The following is a 17,489-nucleotide window of genomic DNA, read 5'->3' as shown; positions in this document are numbered from 1 at the left end:
ATCCACTCCGGAGGGCTCCAGGGCAAGATCAACGCACTCTAAAACCGGAAGGGCCGGTATAGATCTTCTTCAGCTGCGCTGAGACGGCCTTACGATCGCCGTAGGCCACCCACCGGTTGGCTGCCCTGATCAGATGGACAACACAGGTCTGGACCATCGAATCCGGCCAGGTCGCTTCCACAGCGTCTGGCAGGCCCTTGAGTCCGTCACAGCACACGATGAACACATCGTGCACTCCGCGGGTAGCGAGGTTAGTGCACACCTGGGCCCAGAACGAGGCTCCTTCCTCTCTCGCCAGCCAGATACCCAGGATGTGTTTGATTCCCTCCATGTCCACCCCGATGGCCAGGTAGCCGGATTTGCTGACCACCCGGCCAGACGTCACGGACCTTGATGCGCAACGCGTCGAGGAAGATCACAGGGTAGAACTCGTCTAACTGTCGGTTCTGCCACACCATGACCTCGTCGAGGACCACGTCAGTAATCGTGGAGATCGTCTCATGGGAGATGTCCACGCCCATGGCGATGGCCATGTGGTGCTGGATGTCCCTGACAGTCATACCACCGGCGTAGAGACTGATGATCTGATCGTCGACGTCGGTCAGCCGGCAAGATCCTCTGGGCACCATCGTCGGTAAGAACGAACCGTCACGGTCCCGGGGAACAGCGACGTCAACGGGGCCGTAGTTCGAATCGACTCGCTTGGGGTAGGACCCATTGCGGGAATTACTCTGACCAGCAGCTTCCTTGCCATCTCGGTCGCTGTGCTGGTAGCCGAGGTGGGCGTCCATCCCGGCGTTGAGTCCGCGGTTGATCGAGGCCTGCAGCAAGCCCCGGACGAGGTCATTGGCATCCGTGGTGGAGGTACCAAGCTCGTCGATCAGCTTGGCCATCTGAAGGATTGGCCAACAGCTTCTCCTCGATCGCTTTAATCTTTGCGGAGTCTTGGGGGTTTCGTCGTGCCACGGTAGTCATTCTGGTTCATCTCCTTGATGTGAGGGGAATCCCTCACACACAAACCGTCTGACACTCTCCCGAATCCCGGACACACTTTCTGCTACTTAACCCGTCAAAGAGTAGCGCCACTGGATTCCCCCCTCGGAAGGGTCGCTCTCAGCGGCCCATTTCCATTTCTCAGAGCGGCAGCGAGTCCGGAACCTCGCCGGCGTTTTCCACGCGGCTCCTCTCCACCGGCAGGCCGGCCCGGCCCGCGACACCCGGATCGAAGTCCGCCATGCGCTCACCTACCCCCACCAGGTCAGCAATCGCTGCCACGGAACGAGCCGCCGCCTGACCGTCACCGTAGGGATTGACGGCATTAGCCATGGCATCGTAGGCCGCGGGGACGTCGAGAAGCAGCGAAGCCTCGCTGACAATGCGCAATGGATCAGTTCCCACCAGCTTCACCGTCCCTGCGGTGACTGCCTCGGGGCGCTCGGTATTCTCACGCATAACCAGTACCGGCTTGCCGAGCGCTGGCGCCTCCTCCTGCACACCACCCGAGTCAGTGATCACCAGTGTCGCGCGGTTCATCAGCTTCGTGAACTCGTCGTACGGCAGTGGATCGGTGATTATGACATTGTTCAGCTCCTCCACTTTCGGCAGCACAGCTGTCCGGACCAGCGGGTTGAGGTGGAGAGGCAAGGCAAATATGGTTTCGGGGTACTTGAGAGCCAACTCGCGGATGGCCGAGGCAATCTGCTCCATGTCCCCAAGATTCTCACGGCGGTGAGTGGTCACAAGGACCAGTCGCTGATCAGTGTCTGCAAGATTGACTAGCTGGGCGTCCTGGAAAGTGATGTCCCAGGCGGCTGCCTTGAGGAGGGAATCGATGACTGTGTTTCCAGTGACCACGATGTCCTTGGACCTGAAGTTCTCCCGGCGGAGGTTCTCCAGAGAGGCCGGAGTTGGCGCCAGGTGCAGTGAGGTCATCTGCCCGATGATGCGGCGATTGGCCTCTTCTGGGAAGGGAGAGAGGATATTGCCGGTACGCAGGCCTGCCTCGAGATGGACGATTTTCACCCCACGGTGGAAACCTGCTAGCGCTGCGGTCATGGCGGTGGAAGTGTCCCCCTGAGAGATGATCACGTCTGGATTCTCCCCTTTAATGATGGAATCCAGACCGATCATCGCTCGTGACACCAACTCATTGAGTCCCTGCCCCTGCTTCATCAGCTCGAGGTCATGTGTCGGGGTGATGCCGAACATTTTATTGACCTGGTCGAGCATCTCGCGGTGCTGACCTGTGGAGACAGCGACTGACTCAAAACGATCGTCGCTGTTCAAAGCAGCGATCACGGGCGCGACTTTGATGGCTTCGGGACGGGTACCGTACACGGTCATGATCTTGGGCAGAGACACGAAACTCCTTAGTATTAGATACGCGAGCACCCACACATGGCTGGGTATGCCTAAGGTAAAGGGCTTTCCATTAACTTAGCGGCGTGTTCACAGAATTGCAGTGCTTTTGTTCTTGACTGGTCCCACCACACCTGGCTTGCTACCCGAACACCGCCGCAATGACCGCCGCGCACGCGAGCAGCAAAACAGGCACCTCGGCCATTCCCACCCGTTGCGCGGTCCACGGTTTACCATGGCGAGCTGACCACGGGATGCCCACTGCCCTCCCGAGGGCCACCACCATCGTCACTACTGCCAACAATCCAGCGACCCATCTGCCCGCCCAAACGGCCAGACCCGACACAATCATCAGCGCTACCAGGTGGTAGCTGATGGAGATCTTGAGATACAGGGGGTTGTAGCGTTCGCGGATCATCGTCTTCACAAAAGGGATCGTTCCGGAAAAGTACAGGGCCAAAAACACCATGCACACCCAGATGATGATCGGTACCTGCCATGGGGCGCCGCCTCCCCCGCCCACTGCGGTCATGGCAGGCAACAGTAGCGCGGACGCGACAACTGTAGACACCCCTGACAGCACAGACCTTCCGCGCCCCCGCAGGGTCTCCCACACGGCGATCCCCACCAGCGGTGTGAAAGGTATTGCCCACCACAACAGCTGTGGTTGCAGTGCCAGCGCGACAGCTATGCCCGCTCCAGCAATCGGACCGTAGACGTAGATCGGCTTCATGTAGCCGGACCGGCGCTGGGGGTTGCGGGCCTTCGTAACCAGACCGAACGCGAAAAAAGTGAAGTAGCCAAAGAACCACGCGATTAGTACCGCCGGTAGAACAATCAGCGGCCTCAAGTCTGAGTTTCCCGCCAACACATGCTCCGTGAACCCCGACACCAGCCCCAGCGCAGCAGGACTGGTGAGCATCGCCCAGGCCCCGTGTTGGTTCGGTACCCACGGGGATATGCCGTGCCCGCGCCGTTTACCCCTTCTACGCTTCCGGCCAGGTATCGTGGTCATTCCCACACGATAACATCAATCGAAAGTTGGACACGAACTCCGAAGCGTTCCTGCGGACAAATAGCAAAATACCAGCTAGGCGTTCTCAGGGACTGGCGCGTGCGCAGTCTCCCCTGGCCCGGAGTCCACGAGACTCGCATAAAGCAGCGCGGTGTAGGCGAGAGTGGCAGAGGCTACCCCGGCGAGTCCCTCGCAGGGGTTGTCGCTGCTCATGCCACCTCAATCCGATTCGTTGAATCTACGAATATAGCGCAGTCCAGACTCGATGTTCGGGAAATGAGAGTACATTCGACTAACGCCATCCTTCCGGCCCCGCAGACCCGGCCGGATACTCCTCGAGCGGGATCTCGTCGGCGGCGAAGGCGTCGAGCACCGGCCGGAGGATCTCCCACGCCCGCTGTGGCGTGCCGACGGGGACCTCCACCGAGTGGTTTCCGGTAAGCAGTGCCCGGGCCACCCGTCCATAGGGGCTCAGCCGGGAGGGGACGGTGTCGGAATGGAGGGTGGCGCGCTCCAGATCCCCCGGATCGCCGGGATCGGGAATGTTGAGTTCCAGGAGGAGATTATCGGCGAAGGGCACGACCAGGCGGGCAGGCGCCTTACCCGCCTCCGCGCGATAGTGGACGATAATCGCCTGCTCCGGATTCCCGAGTGCCTTGCCAGAACGCAGCCGGATACGGGTCTCCGCCCACCGGGGCAGGTCCACGGCGAAATCGAGCTGTGCCAGCGTCTCCGTCCCGCGGGCGGGGTCGACCCCCTCCTCCTCGGCGTAGCCCGCATACCGGGCCCGGCGCGCTGATCCTTCGACGACTGAAGTGGCGTCGAGAACGTCGGAGACCTCAGCCCGTCCGTCGACGCAAAGGACGTGTGCCAGGACCTGGAGCAGATGCGACTGGATCATGTCGCGCAGGGCTCCGGTGGAGTCATAGAACTCGGCGCGGCCCTCGAGTCCGAGGGTTTCGTCGAAGACGATGTCGATGGCCTCGATGTAGTCGGACGACCACGTCGCCCGCAGCGGCAGGTTGGCCCGGATGAGGCCGGCCAGGTTGGTTACCGCCGCTTCGCAGAGGAAATGGTCCACGCGGAAGATGTGGTCTTCGTCGGTGACAGCGAGCAGCTGACGATCGAGGTCATCCGCCTCCTCGGCCGTCTCTCCGTACGGTTTCTCCATCGCAAATACGAGATCAGCCGGGAGCTCGACCTTCTCCAGCGCCGCGATGGAATCCACGGACACCGACGGCGGGAGAGCGTAGTAGAGGACCGTCGTCCCCTGTGCCTCCCCCAGCACACGGCCCATGTCCTCCGAGTCGGTGGCGTCGGCGACGACAAAGGTCGCCTCTGCCGACAGGACATCTGGGACGTCGACCCCGGACAGGCTCTCGGCTACCAGCGACGGGTAATCGACCTCGTCGCGACCGACGCCGATGACGCGAACGGAGGTGTCGTGCAGCGAAGCGAATTCAGCGATTCCGGGGAGCAGGAGACGGCGGGCGAGGTCACCGGCGCCGCCGAGAATGATGACTGTGTCCATGTCCCACAGTGTTCCACGCCCACGCCTAGGGTGGGTGGCATGACAACGAGCGCCCACACGCCTCTCGAGAACTACGCACTTCTCTCCGACACCCAGACCGCCGCACTCGTCGCCGAGAACGGCAGCATCGACTGGCTCTGCCTGCCCCATTTCGACTCCCAGGCGGTCTTCACGTCGATCCTCGGGACGGAGGAGCACGGCCACTGGCTCATCGACGCCCCGGGAGCGCGCGTCACCGGCCGCCGCTACCTCGGCAACTCCTTCGTCCTGGAGACGACATGGGAGTCGAACTCCGGAACCGCGAGGGTCACGGATTTCATGCCAATGGACCCGGAGAACGGGCTCTTTGAGTGCACTGACCTGGTACGCCGGGTGGAGTGCACGTCCGGTGAGATGGACATCCGCGCCTTACTCCGCCTGCGTTTCGACTACGGCCGGGCCACCCCCTTTTACCGTTACCAAGTGCTCGACGGCGAGCGGAACATCGGGTTGATCCGCTGCGTCGCCGGCCCCGACTCCGTGCACGTGCGCGGCCCCTACCTCACGCTCGACGAGGACACCGGCGCTCACCGTGGTGACTACCGGCTCACCGCCGGTCAGACGCTGGAGTGGGTGCTCACCTGGTTCCCCTCTCACGGTGACGTGCCGCCGGCCCCCGACTATTCCGAGGCCCTGGCGATCACTGAGGCGGCGTGGGAGCGGTGGGCTTCGGGAAGCAGCTACACGGGCGAGTACGGCGAGATGGTGACCCGCTCTCTACTGGTGTTGCGTGCTCTCACCGACTCACGCACCGGCGGGATCGTCGCCGCCCCCACAACGTCCCTGCCGGAGGAGTTCGGCGGCGAGCGCAACTGGGACTACCGCTACGTGTGGCTGCGTGACTCCGCCCTGTCCATCGAAGTGCTCGTCGAGGCCGGATTCACCGACCGTGCCGGCGACTGGCGTGACTGGCTGCTGCGCGCGATCGCCGGTGACTCCAAGGAACTGCGCATCATGTACGGCCTGAGCGGCGAACGTCACCTGCCCGAGTTCGAGCTCAAGCATCTGCCCGGCTACGAGGACTCCCGCCCGGTGCGAATCGGCAACGGCGCCGCCGAGCAGTACCAGGCCGACGTGGTTGGCGAGGTCATGATCGCCCTGGAGACCTTGCGTAACGCCGGCGTGGAGGACGACGAGTTCTCCTGGGACCTGCAGAAGGCGATGCTCGCCTTCCAGGAGCATATGTTCGACGTCAAGGACCACGGCATCTGGGAGATGCGCAGCGAGCCCGCCTACTTCACCCACGGCCGCGCCATGATGTGGGCTGCCTTCGACCGCGGCGTCAAGGCCGTCGAGAAGCACGGTCTCCCCGGCCCCGCCGCACACTGGGCTGAACTCCGCGACCGCCTGCGCGCCGAGATCATGGAGAAGGGCTGGAACGAGGAGCTGCAGTCCTTCACCCAGACGTACGGCGGCACCGATGTCGACGCCTCCCTGCTGCAGCTCTCCCAGATCGGTTTCCTGCCGTACACCGATCCGCGCATCCTCGGCACTGTCGCCCGGATCGAAAAGACGCTCATCGACGATGCCGGCTTCCTCCACCGCTACCCCACCGGCACTGGTGTGGACGGCATCGCTGGCGGCGAGTACCCCTTCCTGTTGTGCTCCTTCTGGCTGATCGAGCAGTACGCCCACTCCGGCCGCTTCGACGACGCCCGGGAGAAGATGGACCGGGTGTGTGCGGTCTCCTCCGACCTCGGACTCCTCGCCGAGGAGTACTCAACGTCCTATGGGAGGCAGGCCGGCAACTATCCGCAGGCCTTCTCTCACCTGGGACTTATCCGTGCCGCTGCGGCCATCTCCCACCCGGAGACACCTATCGATCCGGAGGCCGAGTGCTAGACACCAGGTAGGCTGGCACTGATCTTTACCCGCGAGTAACAGGAGTAGACACACTCATGATCCAGTTCGTCATCGGAGCCGCAGCAGGTTATGTCCTGGGAACCAAAGCTGGCCGCCGCCGCTTCGAGCAGATCAAGAAGGGTTACTCCACCGCGGTCAACTCCCCCGTGACCAAAAAGGCCGTCGACGCCACCCGGAAGGCCGTCGCCGACCGGCTCGACCCGCAGCCGCGCATGCGTGAGGTGAAGAACCTGCGTTCCAACGACCAACAGGTGCTGGAGCCAGATCAGGGCTAGAGGCGGGTGTTACAAGGAGTCATACAACTCCTTGTACCGGCGTCCATTGGCACTCCACGTACGCTTCGCCGCCCATTCGGGGCCCGATTGGTGTGTACCGTATGACTCGACGATCCCTCGAGCTAGATCCTCGGGATTCTCTGCCCGAACGTAGATGGCCTTCTGGCCTGTCACTTCCCTAAGAGCCGGCAAATCGCTGGCCACCACTGGGATACCAAGGGCCATGGCGGTGAGAGGTTTAATGGGTGTCACCGTTCTGGTGACGTGGGTGTCTTTTCGCGGAACCACGAAGACGTCCAGCGCGGCGTACCACCGCCAGATGTCGGAATTCGGTTGCCTCCCCACAAAGATGACCCGGTCGGCGACTCCGATTTCATCGGCAACAGCTTCCAAATCGGGTCGGGCTGTCCCATCCCCCACAACGAGAATAAGGTATTCGGGCGGCAGGTACTCCAACGCTCGGAGCAGGACGTCCAATCCTTCGTAATCGACGACTGCGGTCACTGTTCCGACGATCTTGGCGCCCACCGGCAAGCTCAACTCCCGACGGATAGCCGATTGGTCAAATTCCCGACCGATTACCTCTTTATCAACTGCGTTGGGGATGACGGTGATTTTCTCTGATGGGACTCCGCGCTCAACCATCTGCCCTCGAGACACCTCGCTGAGGGCCACCACCCCACCAGCGGCCTGCATACACCGGGTTTCCATCGACCGCGCCGCCAGGTAAAACTCGGAGGATGCAGCCTCATCCCGCTGCTCTTCCGGGAATCTAGACAACCATGTTGATTCCAGCTCACCACGTGCTTCATAGACCCACGGGATACTGAGCTGTCTTGCGGCTTCGGCCACCACCACTGCATTCGAGAAGTCGGTGGTGGTGTGGAGAACAGTCGCGCCGAATTCCCGGGCCACTGCTACGAGTTTGGCCACCGCGACCTCGTTTCGGCGCACCAGACTTCTCGGGTAGATCCACGGGAGCAGTCGATGAAAGCAATTTCCACCGACGGTCTGCCGATGGGACGGCGGGAATTTCCCTACTAGCACGGGATAGCCCAGCCTGGTAACGCCGAGAACTTGGATCCCTTGCGCTTGCTGGCAGGCCAAGACATGCGTCGAACGCACCGTGTACCCGGAAATCGTGAACGGCTCACTATTGGTCAAGAAGTGGAGGATCCGATGCATTCCTTCGTCGGTCTTCTCTCGCGCCTCCGTCGACGGGGGCAATTGCGCCTCCAAGACTGCAGTTCGTTCTAACGTTCTTAAAGCCAAGTGCACATCTCCGTGCGATGCGGATGATCCCAAGTCAATTACCTGCCGAACTCCACGGGTCAAGTGCCCCCTCTCGATGAGGTTCCGAGTAGGTGACGGCTCCCCTGCGCCCCATTGGCGCAACCATGCCGTGGGCACAGCATTCAGGGGACCGTCGGCAAGCCGAATTCGTTCCGCTATTTTCACGGCACAGCCGCGGGGGTCGGCTGCCAGGAGGTTGACACCCGCTGAAACCAGTAGAGAAGCCACTCGAAGACGAAAGAGAAGGCCCTCGGTCACGCCAAGGCCCTCTTGACCAAGCTCAACAGCCTGTCAGGGGCTTCGCTTCGGCGCTCCTTCTCCGCCCATGTGGCACCTTCCGATGAGACCTTGAGACGACTCCGATTACGGGCGAGAGACACCCACAAGTCTGCGAGAGCTTCCGGGTTCTCCGGCTCCACCACGTCTCCGGAGCGCTGCAATCGGATAAGCTCCGCTGCCTCGCCATTAACCACCCCCGAAATGTGCACACCTGAAGACATGAGCTCGTAGGTTTTCGACGGAACAGCGCGGTCTAGCGCTTCCCAATCTGTGAGGTGCACTAAGGCGGTATCCGCCCACTCGTAGAAAGACGCCAGGTCCTCTGCGGGCCGTCGATTAACAAAACGAACGTCGACATCCTTTTCGCGTGCAGATTTCACAAGCGCGTCCCGGGTCACTCCCGCACCCACAAAAGTAACTGACACGTTGACTCCTCGCGCCTTTGCCAGTTCCGCAGCACGCAATGCATTGTCGAGGTTCTGCGCTCGACCAAAAGTTCCCGCGTACAGCACGTTCAGTCCGTCGCTCGTGTTCTGAGCATCATGATTCTTCACAAATGCCGTCTCTGGTGGGAAGACGTTTCTGACCGTCTCGATCGGTGGCGGATTCCCATTCACCCAAAGCTCACGGCGCGTCGCCAGATTCTCCGCGAGATACGAAGACGTCACAGTTATTCCGGCAGCATTCTTGAGTGCATGGTTGATGGCCTTCCGGGTCACCGCGCTGAGGAGCTGAAGGGGACCCTTGGTCAGGATCCTCTCTCGCAGAGAGCGGACACCGGTACTGCGGTTCCAGTTCTCAGCCTCTTTCAGCAGATCCGGCCAGGCATCGCGGAGGTCGATGACGTAGGGTGCACGAAACCGAGCTGCCGTCAACCAGGTGGCGGCTGCGGTGGGCAGGGCGGGGACGGTGCCAATGATCAGGTCTGGTCGGTAGCCACGAAGTTTCCCCGGTCGTTTCAACACCACCCACAGGGAGCCGAGCGCCACAGTCGCCTGATTCAGCGCCTTCAGAGTCAGTGAATCACCCGAGGGTATGAACCCTGAGCGGACGATATGTTCACCAGAGGGACCGAGGTCGGTTTCCAGCCTCGATGCGTACCTCCGCTCGCGCCACCAGGTCCGCAGATCCAACTTCCGCTGGTAGTGCGGAGGTGGGGTGATCACCGTAACCTCGTAACCCGCATCCACCAGGATTTTGGTCAGCCAGGTCCAACGACGCTGAGGAACACCGTTTTCGGGGTACCAGTATTGGGAGAGTACGAGGATCTGCTTGGTCAAACCGTTCTCCCCTGTAGTCTCCATGTGATTTGCATTCTTGTTTACTGTACCGAGTCACGCCATCTTATCGTGCTTCTACTCGCCGACGATCCCCCGAAAAGCTCGCTCGTTAAGTTCCCGGCGCGCCTGCTCCAGCGCCACGAGGTCGGCGAACAGTGAGTTGTAAGCCTGCTCGTCATCGGAAGGGCGCATGCGCTGCAGCTGGCTCTTGAGCTGGGCGATCTGATTGCCCACCTCGGATTCCTGCAAGCGGGAGAGCACGGAGTCTGCGTAGTCGCCGAGGTGCTGGGCTTCGATGATGATCTCCTCCACCGCCAGCTCGGAGACCAGATTGCGGCCCATGAGGTCGGTCATCTCGCCGGCGACGGTGGCGATCCAGTCAACGCCATTGTGGGCAGCGGCCACTCCCCCGGCACGGCTGATACCCGCACGCACCATGCAGTAGGCGGGGTGGGTGAAGGCATCAGCGCTGAGCCCGTCGAAGTAGTCGCCGGCGACCTCCGGGTTCTGCAGGGCCAGTTTGAGTGATTCGCGCTGCGGCCACAGATACGGGTCACGTCGATTGGGCATGGGCACGGCCGGGGTGGTGTCGACGGGTGCGGAGGAGGCGTCGTCGAAACGCACGGCGCGGCGCTTTTTCTCTTGCTTGGGCTTACGCGCTTCGGCGCGGACCTGCTGCACCACTTCCTCTGTGTTCGCCCAGCCCACCCAGCCGGACAGCTGACGGGCGTACTCGGACTGCAGGACCGGATCCTTGATGCCGGCGACGACGGGGACGGTACGTCGCAAAGCTTGTAGACGACCTTCGACGGTGTCGAGGTTGTGCTCGGCGAGCATCGACTCGACGACGAACTGGAACATGGGGATGCGGTCGGCGACGAGGTCGCGGACGGCGGCATCACCGCGCTCCAGCCGCAGGTCGCAGGGATCCATGCCGGCGGGTGCGACGGACACAAAGGACTGGCCGGTGAACTTCTGGTCGCCCTCAAAGGCACGCATGGCGGCCTTCTGACCTGCCTCATCACCGTCGAAGGTGTAGATGAGCTCACCGCGGAAGTAGTTGTCGTCGAGCATGAGGCGGCGCAGGATCTGCAGGTGATCATCACCGAAGGCGGTGCCGCAGGAGGCCACGGCGGTGGTCACCCCGGCGGCGTGCATGGCCATAACGTCGGTGTATCCCTCAACGACGACTGCCTGGTGCCCGGCGGCGATGTTCTTCTTCGCCACATCCAGGCCGAAGAGCACCTTTGACTTGTTGTAGAGCAACGTGTCGCGGGTGTTCATGTACTTTCCCATCTGGTCATCGTCGAAAAGCTTGCGGGCACCGAAGCCGATGACGTTGCCGGACAGGTCCTTGATGGGCCACAGCAGACGCCGGTGGAAGGCGTCGATGGGGCCGCGCCGCCCCATCTTGGACAGGCCGGCGGCCTCGAGCTCCTTGAACTCGAAACCCTTGCGCAGCAGATGCTTCGTCATGGTGTCCCAGCCCTCGGGGGCATAACCGCACTCGAAGGCGTAGATGTGCTCCTGCGAGAAACCACGGTCCAGCAGGAACTCGCGCCCCTTCTGCGCCTGCGGGGTCTCCAGCTGCTCGCGGTAGAAGAGGTGGGCGGCCTTGTTGGCGTCGATAAGCCGCTTGCGGGTGCCCGGCTCCTCCCGGCGCGCGCCCGTGGTCCCGCCCTGATAGTTGATCGTGTAACCGATCTGTTGGGCGACGGCCTCCACGGCCTCGGGGAAGGAGATGTGCTCCATCTCCATGAGGAAGGAGAAGACATCCCCACCCTTGCCTGTGGAAAAACAGTGGAAGTACCCGCGGTTGGGGCGCACGTGGAAGGAGGGGGTGCGCTCGTCCTTGAAAGGGCTTAGGCCCTTGAGGGAATCGTGACCCGCGGGCTTGAGCTGGACGTATTCCCCGACGATCTCCTCGATCTGGGCACGCTCACGGATCGCCTGGATATCACTGTCCGGAATACGCCCCTTAGCCATGATGGTAAGGGTACCGCGCGGGTCAAGTTAGTATCGGTGTGTGAAAAAGAACTCCGCCCTGGCCACCGTGGGCGCCGTGCTGCTCGCGGCCGTCGCCGCGTTCTACGGCGTTGGCCTGGGAACTGACGGTGGGCAGCCCTCCGCGCTTGTCGATGGCCTTGAGACCTGCTCCGTTGCCACCCTGCCCGACGAAGCCGAACCCGTCATCGACGACATCCTCTCCGGCGGCCCCTACGAGTACCCGGGAGAAGACGGCGGCCATTTCGGCAACTACGAGGGTCTGCTTCCTGACGAGCGTGGCAGCTACTACCGCAGCTACACCGTCGACACCCCGGGCCTGAACCACCGCGGGCCCAAGCGCATCGTCGTCGGCGGCGGCACCGAGACCGACCCAGAGGTCTGGTACTACTCGGATGATCACTACGAGAGCTTCTGTGAGATCCCCGATGCCGAGGAGTAGCCCGGCCAGGTCCGCTACAGTGATTCCGGATCCGATAGATGACCCCGATTATGTGAGGCGGCTGCCGACAATGCCCAACCCCATCCTGTCTGCCACAAACGTCAGCATGATCTACGGCACAGGGGAAGCGGAGGTCCGGGCGCTCGACAAGGTCACCGTCGACTTCCAGCGAGGCCGCTGGACCTCCATCATGGGTCAATCCGGATCGGGGAAGTCCACCCTGCTGCACTGCCTGACGGGCTTGGCCACGCCGACCTCCGGGACGGTGACACTGGGAACCCGCTCCCCGATTAAGATCAGCTCACTGTCGGAGAACCAACGCGCCAAGTTGCGCCGCACCAACATCAGCCTCGTCTTCCAGGACCTCAATCTGGTGCCCATCCTCTCCGTGCGGGACAACATCACCCTGCCGCTGAGGCTCGCACGCCGGAAAGTGGACAAGCCGTGGTTGGCCGAACTCACCGAGATCCTCCAGATCGACCACCGACTGCGACACCTGCCCCATGAGCTCTCCGGCGGCCAGCAGCAGCGCGCCGCCATCGCCCGCGCGCTGATCAGCCGCCCGCAGGTGCTCGTGGCAGACGAGCCCACGGGCAGCCTGGATTCCGTCACCAGCGACGCGGTGCTGGATCTCTTCCGTCACATCGTCTCGGAGTTCGGTCAGACGCTGCTCTTCGTCACCCACGACGAAGCCGCCGCGCAGCGGGGCGATGAGCTGCTGACCATGCGTGACGGGCAGATCATCTCGCGCGTACTCCTGCGCCCCCGAGGTGATCTCGCGCAGTGATCACTCTGGCCTTTCACCAGCTGCGCCGCCGCGGTGCCCGCTACCTCTCGCTGTTTATCGCCGTTTTCGGGGCCGTGGCCCTCACCACGGCGGCCGTGGCGCTGACCTCGACGGTCATCTCCAGTGTCAATGACATGTTCGCCCGCCCCTACGCCGACGCCGACTACGTGGTCACCATAGCCGCGCCTGACCAGGCAGGTATGGAGCAGATCGCGGCCGAGCTGGCTGCTGCTCCGGGGGTCGAGGCAGTAGCCCAGGACCAGCGTGCCTCGGTCTCAGTCCGCGGTGCGGACGGGGTTTATTCTTCCGCCGCGCTGCACTCACTTGCCGACGGCCCCCTGCAGTGGCGGGCAGTGCAGGAGGGGCGCCTGCCGGCCGGTCCGGCCGAGGTGGCGGTGGCTGCCTCTCCGCAGGCCCCGCAGATTGGCGAGCAAATGCAGTTGCGTATCCCCGGGCAGGAGGAGGATGTCAGCGTAACCATCGTCGGGCACGTGCAGGGCTCGGCCCAGGAACAGCTGCTGGGCGCCGATTCGGTATTCGCCGCCCCGGAGGTGGTGGCGGGATGGAACACAGGGCAGGGTCGCGGAGAATTCCGGATCCGTGGCACACAGGCTCTGAGTGTCAGTTCCGGCACGGTGACCACGGCCCAGGCGCATGTGGACAAGCTCGCGGATTCCTATCTGGGCCAGCGAGACCGCTACTTCCTCCTGCTCACCGCCTTCGTGCTCGTGGCGGCGGTCGTGGCGTTCCTGGTGATCTTCTCCGCCTACAACGTCCTGGCCTCTGAGCGGCGCCGAGAGTTCGGGTTGTTGCGCGCCGTGGGCGCCTCCACTCCGCAGATTCTCAGCTCCGTGGCCGTGGAGTCGCTCCTGCTCGGTGCCGTGGCCTCAGGCCTGGGCGCTCCGGCCGGGCTGCTGGCAGCCCGGCTGCTCGCGCAGGAGGCGGACCGTTTCGGGGTTCGGGTGCCGCTGGAGACGATCACGGTTCCCGACGGTGTGCTGATCCTCATCGTGGGTGCCGGTGTGCTCATGCCGCTCCTGGCCTCTGTGCCGGCCGCCTGGACTGCCTGCCGGGTTTCCACCGTGGATGCCCTCAGCCCCGCCGCCCTGACTCCGCCCCGCTCCGGCGCCCCACTGGTGTGGCTCATGGGGGCAGTGGCTCTGGGGGCGGCGTCGTTCATCGCGCAGCGCCAGGTGCCAGAGCTGTCCTCCCAGCGGGCGATTTTTGTCTCCATCGTCGCTGCTGGAGCCGCTGTCCTCGCGGCGGCGATTGTCGCTGCCGTGGTGCTTCCGGTGCTCTGGCAACTCCTCTCCCGTGTCAGTCGACCCCCACTGCTGCAGCTGGGATGGGGGTTTCCGGGACGGCAAAAGGCGCGCTCCGCGGCGCTCATCGTGGTCATCCTGGCCGGGGCAGCCCTGAGTTCGGCGGTACTCCACGGGCAGTCGAAGGTCACCTCACACCTGTCGGTGGCGGCTGGCGACGCCGGGGGGACTGACCTGCTCATCACAGCACTTGATGGTCCCGTGCCGGAGGATCTTCCCGCGCGCCTGGAGGCCCTCCCCGGCCTGGCAGCCGTCGCGGCTCCGGCCACCACCCTCGTTGACTTCCCCGACGGAACCTCGCTCCCCGCGTTCCTGCTGGACGAGGCGAGTGGCGCCGAGGTCATGCGTATGTCCGACACCGGCGCCTCGGCGGGAACCATCATGCTGAGCCGGACCTCCGGGCTCCGGGAGGAATTGCCCTCCGGTTCGGAGGTGGCCGTCACCATCAGCGATGTCGACGTGACTGCGCGAATCCTGCATCGGCAAGACGCACTCACCGTCATCGATCCCGCACTGGTGCAGCAGGCCCGCGACACCCGGTCCGCGGAACTCGGTGTTAGTGCTGATCTGCTGCCGGCCCAGCCAGTACGCAGTGTCCTCGCATTAGTGGACGGTCCCGCCGATCAACCCGCCGACAACGCTGCAGTGACTGAGGTCCAGGCCACACTGGCGCAGTACCCCGACCGGTTCTCGGTGACCGAGAGCTTCACCGCGCGAAGTAATACCGAGGCCATGGTGTCCCGCCTGTCCACCATGTCTGGCCTGCTGGCGGTGGTGGCGCTCATCATCGCCGCCGTCGGCCTGCTCAACACGGTCACCCTCATGGTGGCGGAGCGGGCGCAGGTGCGTCGCCTCCTGCGAACCGTGGGGCTGACCCCGGGCAACCAGGTCACGGTACTGGTTATCGAGCTCGTAGCGTTGGCGCTTCCCGCGGCACTGCTCGGCGCCACCCTCGGAGGCGTCCTGGGCAGTTACGTGGCGGGAGTAGTCACCGGCCAGCAGTTGACGCCGAGCCTCGTGGGCGCCGACGCGGCCGTCATCGCCGGGACAACGGCCGCCTTCACCGTGGGAGCCCTCCTCTGCGGACTGGCGGTGCTGCAGGTGGCCCTCCGCCGCCGCCTCAGCCCATAAATGCCGCGAGGTCAGCGGATCGTTTCGCCAGTCGCTCCAGACGGGATTCCGTCATGGAGGCGATCTGGTCGATGATGACACGCTGTTTGTTCTCGGCTTCTTCCCACCAGGCGCGGAACATCGGGTCGAGGGTGCCGGGCGCGCCGGCCGATAGGTATTCAAAGACCCGGTAGATGCGTTCGCGCTGACGGTCCTGCCGCGCCAGGTGGGCGGGCAGGTCCATGACATAAAGCACGGCGATGGTTTTGAGAAGCGTCACCTCGGCCTGTGCCTGCGGTGGCACGATCAGCGAGCCGTGCTGGCGGCCCAGCCGCTCCTGCCCACTTGTCGCACTAACTGTGGCACCGACGTAGCGGCCGACCAGCTCCGAGGTCATCTTTTTCAGGTTCGCGTACCCGCCGAGACTGTGGTCGAAGTCGACGGCCCGGCTGACGACACCCAGCTGGCGGAGTGAGTCGGCGGCGTCGAGAAGCTCTTCGGGGGTGCCGCCGAAGGCGCGCGCTCCCTTTTCGGCGAGCGCGGCTAACTCGACGAGGTCCCACAAGACATGGAGGGTGATCCGCCCGGAGACGATGCCGTCCTCCACATCGTGGACGGAGTAGGCGATGTCGTCGGCCCAGTCCATGGTCTGTGCCTCCATCGACGGTCGCTCATCACTGTGACCGGCGCGCAGCCAGGCCAGCACCTCGGCGTCCTCGTCGTAGCAGCCGTACTTACGGTTGAGACTGCCGTCCGGGTTGGTGCGGGTGCGGGGATATTTGCAGGCGGCGTCGAGGGCGGCGCGGGTGAGGTTGAGGCCGAAGCTCTCGCCCTTCTCCGAAACGGTTTTCGGCTCGAGGCGGGTGAGGATACGCAGCGTCTGGGCGTTGCCCTCGAAGCCACCGCAGTCGGTGGCGACCTCATTGAGCGCCACCTCACCGTTGTGCCCGTAGGGCGGATGCCCGATGTCATGGGTCAGGCCAGCCATCTCACACAGGTCCGGATCCAGACCCAGCCCGGCGCCGATACCGCGGGCGATCTGCGCGACCTCCAGGGAATGGGTCAGGCGGGTGCGCGGTGTGTCGCCGTCGCGGGGGCCGACGACCTGGGTTTTGTCGGCGAGGCGTCGCAAAGCAGCGGAATGTAGGACGCGGGCCCGGTCCCGGCCAAAATCGCCGCGGTGGTCGGGTTGCGAATCGGCGAACTCGCTGCCCTTGGGGGCTTCCGCGTGACGACGCTCCACGTCAACAGCCGAATATTCGTACATGAGGTCCCTTCACTTGTCGGCCAGGGCAGCATGACGCGCCCGGCGCGAGGGACGCAGGAAGGATTCCACCCTGCGTAGCAGTGTTTCCAGCCTATCCGCCCGCTTCCTGCCCAGGACGCGGGACACATCGACAACCGCCATCCCGCCCATTTCGTGTGCCAGCGTGCGCCACCACGCGGCCGTCGGAAAGCGCGTGGGACTGGTGGTCGTCGGCGAAGTCACCGCCTCCAGTCCAGCCTGCCGCGCCAGAATCTCAGCACGCAGGGCATGGTTGGGATCGGTCACGATGATCACCCGTCCCGGTGCATGCTTATCGACGAGCGCCCGGTAGGAACCCACCGTGTCATTCCCCTCCGGCACCGCCGTCGCCGCCACTCCCCTATCGGCCAGGTACTGGCGCCCCACCTGCGCCTCGGTGAAACGGTCCCCGGGCAGTTTCCCGCCGAGCGTGTACACCTGCTTCGCGACGCCCGCCTCCCACAACCCCACCGCATGATCAAGGCGCGCCGCAAACTGGCGCGACGGCACGCCGTCGTACTGCGCCGTGCCGAGCACCACCAGCGCGTCGGCTGGGGCGGGCGGAAGGCGGCGTCGATAAGCGTGAAGGAGAATGCGGATCACCAT

Annotated in this window: 13 protein-coding genes and 1 pseudogene; 5 read left to right on the top strand and 9 right to left on the bottom strand. The window is 63.8% G+C overall.

Features of this window, described 5'->3' with window-relative positions; translation table 11 throughout:
* Positions 1 to 49 precede the first annotated feature (49 nt).
* The 4 genes and pseudogenes from Q4G50_RS02220 to Q4G50_RS02205 form a co-directional block, all read right to left on the bottom strand.
* Positions 50 to 975: pseudogene (locus Q4G50_RS02220) on the bottom strand (IS256 family transposase); the annotation flags it as partial.
* Between the two features lie 159 nt (positions 976 to 1,134).
* Positions 1,135 to 2,361: a non-hydrolyzing UDP-N-acetylglucosamine 2-epimerase gene (wecB, locus tag Q4G50_RS02215; RefSeq protein WP_303376006.1), complete on the bottom strand. Its 1,227-nt coding sequence runs from the start codon at positions 2,359 to 2,361 to the stop codon at positions 1,135 to 1,137.
* A gap of 139 nt (positions 2,362 to 2,500) precedes the next feature.
* On the bottom strand, positions 2,501 to 3,373 hold the full coding sequence (locus tag Q4G50_RS02210; RefSeq protein ID WP_303376005.1) for a YwiC-like family protein: 873 nt from the start codon (positions 3,371 to 3,373) through the stop codon (positions 2,501 to 2,503).
* 292 nt (positions 3,374 to 3,665) lie between these two features.
* Positions 3,666 to 4,904: a glucose-6-phosphate dehydrogenase gene (locus Q4G50_RS02205; protein WP_303376004.1), complete on the bottom strand. Its 1,239-nt coding sequence runs from the start codon at positions 4,902 to 4,904 to the stop codon at positions 3,666 to 3,668.
* 39 nt (positions 4,905 to 4,943) lie between these two features.
* Between Q4G50_RS02205 and Q4G50_RS02200 the strand changes: the two genes are divergently transcribed.
* Together Q4G50_RS02200 and Q4G50_RS02195 are read left to right on the top strand one after the other, a co-directional pair.
* Positions 4,944 to 6,785, top strand: coding sequence for a glycoside hydrolase family 15 protein (locus Q4G50_RS02200; protein ID WP_303376003.1), 1,842 nt, complete (start codon positions 4,944 to 4,946; stop codon positions 6,783 to 6,785).
* 56 nt (positions 6,786 to 6,841) lie between these two features.
* On the top strand, positions 6,842 to 7,081 hold the full coding sequence (locus tag Q4G50_RS02195; RefSeq protein ID WP_303376002.1) for a hypothetical protein: 240 nt from the start codon (positions 6,842 to 6,844) through the stop codon (positions 7,079 to 7,081).
* 9 nt (positions 7,082 to 7,090) lie between these two features.
* On the opposite strand, the gene Q4G50_RS02190 is transcribed toward Q4G50_RS02195, so the two are convergent.
* The 3 genes from Q4G50_RS02190 to dnaG all read right to left on the bottom strand — a co-directional run bounded on the left by Q4G50_RS02190 (position 7,091) and on the right by dnaG (position 11,919).
* Positions 7,091 to 8,266: a glycosyltransferase family 4 protein gene (locus Q4G50_RS02190; protein ID WP_303376012.1), complete on the bottom strand. Its 1,176-nt coding sequence runs from the start codon at positions 8,264 to 8,266 to the stop codon at positions 7,091 to 7,093.
* Between the two features lie 362 nt (positions 8,267 to 8,628).
* Positions 8,629 to 9,933, bottom strand: a complete 1,305-nt coding sequence (locus tag Q4G50_RS02185; protein WP_303376001.1) for a glycosyltransferase family 4 protein — start codon at positions 9,931 to 9,933, stop codon at positions 8,629 to 8,631.
* 75 nt (positions 9,934 to 10,008) lie between these two features.
* Positions 10,009 to 11,919 carry a DNA primase gene (gene dnaG / locus Q4G50_RS02180; RefSeq protein WP_303376000.1) on the bottom strand — a complete coding sequence of 637 codons (1,911 nt, stop codon included), beginning with the start codon at positions 11,917 to 11,919 and terminating at the stop codon, positions 10,009 to 10,011.
* A gap of 40 nt (positions 11,920 to 11,959) precedes the next feature.
* On the opposite strand from dnaG, the gene Q4G50_RS02175 reads away from it, so the two are divergent.
* The 3 genes from Q4G50_RS02175 to Q4G50_RS02165 all read left to right on the top strand — a co-directional run bounded on the left by Q4G50_RS02175 (position 11,960) and on the right by Q4G50_RS02165 (position 15,619).
* Positions 11,960 to 12,379 (top strand): ribonuclease domain-containing protein, encoded by a 420-nt coding sequence (locus Q4G50_RS02175; protein ID WP_303375999.1) that lies wholly within the window; start codon positions 11,960 to 11,962, stop codon positions 12,377 to 12,379.
* Positions 12,380 to 12,485: 106 nt separating this feature from the next.
* Positions 12,486 to 13,166: an ABC transporter ATP-binding protein gene (locus Q4G50_RS02170; RefSeq protein ID WP_303375998.1), complete on the top strand. Its 681-nt coding sequence runs from the start codon at positions 12,486 to 12,488 to the stop codon at positions 13,164 to 13,166.
* Complete coding sequence (locus tag Q4G50_RS02165) at positions 13,163 to 15,619, top strand: ABC transporter permease (protein ID WP_303375997.1); 2,457 nt, start codon at positions 13,163 to 13,165, stop codon at positions 15,617 to 15,619. The genes Q4G50_RS02170 and Q4G50_RS02165 overlap by 4 nt, the downstream gene beginning before the upstream one ends.
* Here Q4G50_RS02165 and Q4G50_RS02160 read toward each other — a convergent pair.
* Both Q4G50_RS02160 and Q4G50_RS02155 read right to left on the bottom strand, forming a co-directional pair.
* A complete protein-coding gene (locus Q4G50_RS02160; RefSeq protein ID WP_303375996.1) occupies positions 15,609 to 16,865 on the bottom strand; it encodes a deoxyguanosinetriphosphate triphosphohydrolase in 1,257 nt (418 codons plus the stop codon). The two genes, Q4G50_RS02165 and Q4G50_RS02160, sit on opposite strands and share 11 nt — an antisense overlap.
* A gap of 9 nt (positions 16,866 to 16,874) precedes the next feature.
* Entirely contained in the window at positions 16,875 to 17,489 is a 615-nt protein-coding gene (locus Q4G50_RS02155) for a YdcF family protein (RefSeq protein ID WP_303375995.1), read from the bottom strand.

Origin of the sequence: Corynebacterium sp., assembly GCF_030538285.1 — a bacterium.
Lineage (GTDB): Bacteria > Actinomycetota > Actinomycetes > Mycobacteriales > Mycobacteriaceae > Corynebacterium.
The sequence above is the reverse complement of the archived record's forward strand: the minus strand, read 5'-3'. Positions and strand labels throughout refer to the sequence as shown.